The following is a 6,132-nucleotide window of genomic DNA, read 5'->3' as shown; positions in this document are numbered from 1 at the left end:
GGCGTCGAGCCTGACCAGCCTGGTCGGGCGGTTCCGGAAGGCGTAGCAGATCGTGTGCCGCCGGCCGTTGTCACGGCCGGCGGCCGCTGCCACGATGAGCTGCGAGCCGCGTCGCGGACCTGCGAATCGCGGACCGCATCGTGGACCGTTGCGCACGCACCGTAACGTGACATTGTACGCTGGTGTTCTGCACCCACCCGGAGGAACACCATGGCCGAGCTCAAGTCCCGCACCCTGATCTCCGTGCAGGAGCGGCTCCGCGACCAGGTCGCCCACGCGCTCCGGGCCGCCCTCATCTCCGGCGAGCTGCGCCCCGGCGTCGTCTACTCCGCGCCCGCGCTCGCCGCCGACTTCGGCGTGTCCGCGACGCCCGTGCGGGAGGCGATGCTCGACCTCGCGCGCGAGGGCCTCGTGGAGGCCGTCCGCAACAAGGGCTTCCGGGTCACCGAGCTCACCGAGCGGGACCTCGACGACTACACCGAGATCCGCGCCCTCATCGAGGTCCCCACCGTCGGCCGGGTCGCGCGGACGGCGACCAAGGAGCAGCTGGAGCGGCTGCGGCCGCAGGCCGAGGCGATCGTGGCGGCGGCGCGCAAGCACGACCTGATCGGCTACCTGGAGGCGGACCGGCAGTTCCACCTCGACCTGCTGGGGCTGGCGGGCAACACGCGGCTCGTCGAGGTCGTGGGAGACCTGCGCAAGCGCTCGCGCCTGTACGGCCTGAACCGCCTCGACGAGCGCGGCGAGCTGGTGTCGTCGGCGGAGGAGCACCTGGAGCTGCTGGACCTGATGCTCGCGGGCGACGCGGAGGCGGCGGAGGCGTGCATGACGCGCCACCTGAGCCACGTGCGCTCCCTGTGGGCGAACGGCCAGGAGGCGGAGGAGGAGCCCCGGACGGCGCTGCGGCTGCGGGCCCGGCAGGGCTAAACCACTCGTTCGGGTGAGGGTTGAAGATCGGGCGTCGGAAGGCGCTTGCGTCCTACGATGATGTTCTCGACATCGGCAGTCAGGAGGAACTCCATGTCCGCCGCACTGGAAGAACCCTTCGGGCGGATGACGCTGCTCGAAACCGCCGAGATGCTCTCCGAGCGGCTCGTGGGGCACCGGGTCGAGATCATCGGAGGTCAGATCACAGTGACGCCGCCTCCCGACGGGCCGCATGGGGAAACGCTCACCGACATCATGATTCCGCTGTGGTCGGCGGGACTTCACGGTGAGGACTCCAGAGTGGTTCAGGGGATCGGCATGTGGCTGCCGGGGGGCTCATCGGATTACGCGATTCCGGACCTGTCGGTTGTTGACGCCGACTATCGGGACCACCTGATCAAGCACAACTGCTACGACCCGGCGATCTTTCGACTGGTCGTAGAAGTCACGTCCTCCAACCACCTCTCCGATGTCAAGGTCAAGCCCGGCATCTATGCCGATGCGGGAGTGCCCGCTTACCTGATCGTCGACCGGAAGAACCAGAAGGTCATGGTGCTGACCGAGCCGCGAGACGGCGAGTACCGGGTACACGCCGTCCATCACCCCGGGCAGTCGTTCACGCTGCCGGAGTCGATCGGGGCCTCGGTCACGCTGGCTGTCGACGACGTGCTGGCTGCGAAGAAGTAGCCAGCCGGCCGTCGTGGACTTCGGCGATCTCGTCGACGGCGGTCAGGTGGGTGCGGTCGTGGGTGACCAGGACCGTGGCCGTCGCGCGCTGGTGGGTCAGGGTGGTGATCAGGTCGAGGACGGCTGCTCCTCGCTCGTGGTCGAGGGCGCTCGTGGGTTCGTCGATCAGCAGGACCTTCGGGTCGTTCATCAACGCCCTTGCGATGTTGACGCGTTGGCGCTGGCCGCCGGAGAGCTGGTGGGGGCGGCGGGTGGCCTGGTCGCGGAGGCCGACGGCGTCGAGGAGTTCGAGGGCGCGGGGGAGTGCGGTGCGCGGGGAGCGGCCGTCGAGGTGGGCCATCACCTGGAGTTGCTCGACCGCCGAGAGGGACGGCAGCAGGTTGGCCTGCTGGAAGACGATGCCGATGCGGGTGCGGCGCAGCGCGGTGAGTTCGGCGCGGGTGAGGCCGGTGGTGTCGGTGCCGTCGACGGTGACCCGGCCGGAGTCGGGGGTGATGAGGGTCGCGGCGACCGCGAGCAGGCTGGACTTGCCGGAGCCGGACGGGCCGACCACGGCGGTGATGGTGCCCGCGGGGACGGTCAGCGAGATGTCGTCGAGGGCGGTGAGCCGGCCGTCGCCGTCCGGGTAGGTCAGGGTGACGCGGTCGAGGTGCAGGCTCATGCGCCCACCTCGCTGCGCTCGGCGAGGGCATTCGCCCACGCGCACCTATTGATGGTGATTTCGCTTTGCTCAATCATCGGGCGCTCCCGAGGGCGGTCAGCGGGTCGACGGAGGTGATCCGGCGGATGGACAGGGCCGCGCCGACGGCGCCGAGGGCGATCATGACGGCGGCGGGCAGCAGGAGGGTCGGGGCGTCCAGGACGAACGGGACGGCGGAGCCGATCAGCGAGCCGGCGCCGAGGGCGATCGCGGTGCCCGCAGCGGTGCCGAGCAGCAGCAGGAGGACGGCCTGGCCGAGCGCGTCGCGCAGCAGGTAGCGGGTGGAGGCGCCGAGGGCCTTGAGGACGGCGACGTCGCCGCTGCGCTGGATCGTCCAGACGGTGAAGAACGCGCCGATGACCAGGGCGGAGATGGCGAACAGGAAGCCGCGCATCAGTTGCAGCGAGCCGTTCTCGGAGGTGTAGGAGCCGATCGCGGTGAGGGCGTCGTCGCGGGTGCGGGTCTCGGTGCCGAGGCGGGCGTCGGCCGCGGCGAGGCCGCTGCCGGACGTGGTGGTGAGCGCGATGACGGTCGCGTGGCCGGCGCCGCCGGGGGCGAACGCCTGCCAGTCGGTGAGGCTGGTCCAGACGACGGGGGTGTGGCTGTAGGCGGCGTCCCCGTCGACGGCGGCCACGGTGAGCGGGTGGCCGGCCATCGTGAACGTGGCGCCGGCGGTCAGGCCGCCGAGGTTCTCCGCGGCGGTCTTCGACAGCACGGCGTGGCCGGCGGTGATGCGGGCGCCCTGCGGGGCGAGCCCGGAGCCGTCCGGGACGCCGAAGGCGGACAGGGCGGCGGTGCGCTGCCCGGCGGCGGCCTTGGTGGTGGTGATGCCGAGCGGCTGGGCGGAGGTGACGCCGGGCTCGTGTGACCAGGCCTGCCACTGGTCGGGGGTGACCTGGGAGTCGGTGAAGGACAGCTTCTGGCCGTCGGCGGGCCGTCCGAAGACCAGGTGGTCGGCGGGCAGGCCGGTGATCGCCGAGATGTTCTGCCGGCCGAGCCCGGCGGTCAGCCCGGACAGCAGGCCGACCAGCACGGTGATCAGCACGATGACGGTCCCCATCAGGGCGAACCGCCCCTTGGCGAACCCCAGGTCCCTCCAGGCGACGAACACGACGGGCCTCTCTGCGTGAAACGGGTGTTGGGTACACCGTCGTCGAGGAGGGGCTCCGGGGGCATCGCACCGGGGATTGCATCCTCGGCATCGAAGGGCAGAAGCGGAGTTCAACCTTTTGATTGATGCCGGACCCCGGAGACGGAACTTAGGCTGGACGGATGGCGACCGAACGTTTCCGCACCATCCCCGTCGCCCGCGTCCTCCGGGTCTGCCTGCACCTGCTTGTGGCGGGCCTGCTCGTCCTCGCCGTCGCCCGCGCCTTCGTCGGCCGCGACGGCGACCCGGCGTCCGTGACCGCCGCCGCCGTCGCGATGGGCGCCGCCTACGCGGCCGGGCCGCGGCTCGCCGCCGTCCGCCGCTCGCGCGGGGCGGCCGCGCTGTGGCTCGCGCTGCTCGGCGTCACCTGGGCGGGCGTGCTCGTGGCCACGCAGGACGGGGTGTGGCTGGCGTTCCCGCTGTACTTCCTCGAACTGCACCTGCTCGGGCGCCGCGGCGGAGTGGCCGCCGTCGCGCTGACCGCCGCCGCCGCGATCGCCGCGTGGTCCTGGCACCAGCACACCTTCAGCCTGGCCGCGTCGATCGGGCCCGCGCTCGGCGCCGCCGTCGCCACCGCGACCGTCCTCGGCTACCAGGCGCTGTACCGGGAGAGCGAGGAGCGCCGCCGGCTGATCGACGAGCTCACCGCCGCCCGCGCCGACCTCGCCACCGCGCACCACACCGCCGGTGTGCTCGCCGAACGCGAGCGCCTCGCCCGGGAGATCCACGACACCCTCGCGCAGAGCCTCAGCAGCATCCAGCTGCTGCTCCGGGCCGCCCAGCGGGCCTTGCCGGAGCGCACGGACGCCGCGGCCGGCTACGTCGAGCAGGCCCGGCAGGCCGCCCAGGACAACCTCGACGAGGCCCGGCGCTTCGTCCGCGCGCTCACCCCGCCCGCGCTCGACGGCGATCCGCTGCCGGTCGCGCTGGAGCGGCTGTGCGCCACCACGACGGCGCACAGCGGCTTGCCCGTCCACCTGCACGTCTCCGGGGAGGCGGTGCGGCTGCCGGTGCCGCAGGAGGTCGCGCTGCTGCGGATCGCGCAGTCGGCGCTCGGCAACACCGTCCGGCACGCGCGGGCCTCGCACGCCGAGGTGACGCTCAGCTACATGGAGGGCGAGGTGGCACTCGACGTGTTCGACGACGGGGCCGGGTTCGATCCGGCGGCGGTCGCGGTGCGGCCGGGGCGCGACGACGGCGGGTTCGGGCTGCCGTCGATGCGGGCGCGGGCCCGGGCGCTCGGCGGCACGTTCACGGTGGAGTCGGCGCCCGGCGAGGGCACGGCGCTCGCCGTGCTGCTGCCGGTGCTCCCGGCGGCGGCGGAGGTGGGCGCGTGATCCGGCTGCTGCTGGCGGACGACCACCCGGTGGTGCGGGCCGGGCTGCGGGCCGTCCTGGAGGGCGAAGCCGACTTCACGATCGTCGCGGAGGCGGCCACCGCCGAACGGGCGGTCGAGCTGGCCGCCGGGGGCGGCGTCGACGTCGTGCTGATGGACCTCCAGTTCGGGCCGGGCTCGGCGATGAACGGCGCCCAGGCGACGGCCGAGATCACCGCCCGCGCGGGGGCGCCGAGGGTGCTCGTCGTGACGACGTACGACACGGACGCGGACACCCTGCCGGCCCTGGAGGCCGGCGCCACCGGGTACCTGCTCAAGGACGCCCCGCCGGAGGAGCTCGCCCAGGCGGTGCGGGCGGCGGCGGCCGGACGCACGGCGCTCGCGCCGACCGTCGCGGACCGGCTGCTGGAGCGGATGCGGACGCCGGCGGCGTCGCTCAGCAACCGGGAGATCGAGGTGCTGGGGCTGGTCGCGGACGGGCTGACCAACCAGCAGGTGAGCCAGCGGCTGCACCTGAGCCAGGCCACCGTGAAGTCGCATCTGGTGCACATCTACACGAAGTTGGGCGTCGACTCGCGGACGGCGGCGGTGCGGGAGGCGCGCGGCCGGGGGCTGATCCGGCGGGCGTAGGGTGAGGGGCGTCCCGTCCCCGCGGCTTCGGTGTCCGCGACCGTGTTGAGGAGTGCCCCGATGACCGTCCGTCTCGACGAGCTCGCCGTGCCGGTGATCGCCGCGCCGATGGCGGGCGGGGCGACCACCCCGGAGCTGGTGGCGGCGGTGAACCGGGCCGGCGGGCTGGGGTTCCTGGCCGCGGGGTACCGGACGGCCGCCGGGACGGCCGAACAGATCGCCGCCGCACGGAAGCTGACCGGCCGGCCGTTCGGCGTGAACCTCTTCGTCCCGGCCGCGCCCGGCGATCCGGCGGCGGTCGCGGCCTACCGGGAGCGGCTGCGGCCGGAGGCCGAGCGGTGGGAGGTCCGGCTGCCCGAGGAGATCGGGCCGGACCGGGACGACTGGGAGGCCAAGCTCGACGTGCTGCTGGCCGATCCGGTCGACGTCGTCTCGTACACCTTCGGGCTGCCCGCGGCGGCGGAGGCCGCGGCCGTCCGCGCGGCCGGGTCGTTCCAGGTGGGCACCGTCACCACGCCGGAGGAGGCGCGGGCGGCGGAGGCCGTCGGCATGGACGCGCTGTGCGTGCAGGGCCCGGAGGCGGGCGGGCACCGGGGCACCCACCGGGCCGGGGACGCGCCGGGAGCGGTGCCGCTGCTCGAACTCCTCGGCGCCGTACGGGCGGTGACGTCCCTGCCGCTGATCGCCGCCGGCGGACTCGGT

7 protein-coding genes are annotated in these 6,132 nt (G+C 73.5%); 5 read left to right on the top strand and 2 right to left on the bottom strand.

What is annotated here, in order from left to right; translation table 11 throughout:
- The first annotated feature begins 210 nt into the window (after nucleotides 1-210).
- Both AB0O00_RS26905 and AB0O00_RS26900 read left to right on the top strand, forming a co-directional pair.
- Nucleotides 211-927, top strand: coding sequence for a GntR family transcriptional regulator (locus AB0O00_RS26905; RefSeq protein WP_363655958.1), 717 nt, complete (start codon nucleotides 211-213; stop codon nucleotides 925-927).
- A 93-nt stretch (nucleotides 928-1,020) separates the two neighbouring features.
- A complete protein-coding gene (locus AB0O00_RS26900) occupies nucleotides 1,021-1,614 on the top strand; it encodes a Uma2 family endonuclease (protein WP_363655956.1) in 594 nt (197 codons plus the stop codon).
- Here the strand turns inward: AB0O00_RS26900 and AB0O00_RS26895 are convergent.
- Nucleotides 1,574-2,275, bottom strand: a complete 702-nt coding sequence (locus AB0O00_RS26895) for an ABC transporter ATP-binding protein (RefSeq protein WP_363655954.1) — start codon at nucleotides 2,273-2,275, stop codon at nucleotides 1,574-1,576. The genes AB0O00_RS26900 and AB0O00_RS26895 overlap by 41 nt on opposite strands.
- 73 nt (nucleotides 2,276-2,348) lie before the next feature.
- Entirely contained in the window at nucleotides 2,349-3,425 is a 1,077-nt protein-coding gene (locus AB0O00_RS26890; RefSeq protein ID WP_363655952.1) for an ABC transporter permease, read from the bottom strand.
- A 161-nt stretch (nucleotides 3,426-3,586) separates the two neighbouring features.
- Between AB0O00_RS26890 and AB0O00_RS26885 the strand changes: the two genes are divergently transcribed.
- The 3 genes from AB0O00_RS26885 to AB0O00_RS26875 all read left to right on the top strand — a co-directional run.
- Nucleotides 3,587-4,801 carry a sensor histidine kinase gene (locus AB0O00_RS26885; protein WP_363655950.1) on the top strand — a complete coding sequence of 405 codons (1,215 nt, stop codon included), beginning with the start codon at nucleotides 3,587-3,589 and terminating at the stop codon, nucleotides 4,799-4,801.
- Nucleotides 4,798-5,430, top strand: a complete 633-nt coding sequence (locus tag AB0O00_RS26880; RefSeq protein ID WP_363655948.1) for a response regulator transcription factor — start codon at nucleotides 4,798-4,800, stop codon at nucleotides 5,428-5,430. The genes AB0O00_RS26885 and AB0O00_RS26880 overlap by 4 nt, the downstream gene beginning before the upstream one ends.
- A 60-nt stretch (nucleotides 5,431-5,490) precedes the next feature.
- Nucleotides 5,491-6,132 (top strand): nitronate monooxygenase (locus tag AB0O00_RS26875; RefSeq protein WP_363655946.1); only part of this gene is annotated, 642 nt, incomplete at its 3' end.

Source organism: Kitasatospora sp. NPDC093558, assembly GCF_040683475.1.
Taxonomy (GTDB): domain Bacteria; phylum Actinomycetota; class Actinomycetes; order Streptomycetales; family Streptomycetaceae; genus Kitasatospora.
This window is presented reverse-complemented; position numbering and strand designations above follow the sequence as displayed.

Excerpts from the sequence above, each read along its gene's own strand:
- AB0O00_RS26895 (WP_363655954.1), bottom strand. The coding sequence starts at position 2,275 with ATGAGCCTGCACCTCGACCGCGTCACCCTGACCTACCCGGACGGCGAC.
- AB0O00_RS26885 (WP_363655950.1), top strand. The coding sequence starts at position 3,587 with ATGGCGACCGAACGTTTCCGCACCATCCCCGTCGCCCGCGTCCTCCGG.
- AB0O00_RS26905 (WP_363655958.1), top strand. The coding sequence starts at position 211 with ATGGCCGAGCTCAAGTCCCGCACCCTGATCTCCGTGCAGGAGCGGCTC.
- AB0O00_RS26900 (WP_363655956.1), top strand. The coding sequence starts at position 1,021 with ATGTCCGCCGCACTGGAAGAACCCTTCGGGCGGATGACGCTGCTCGAA.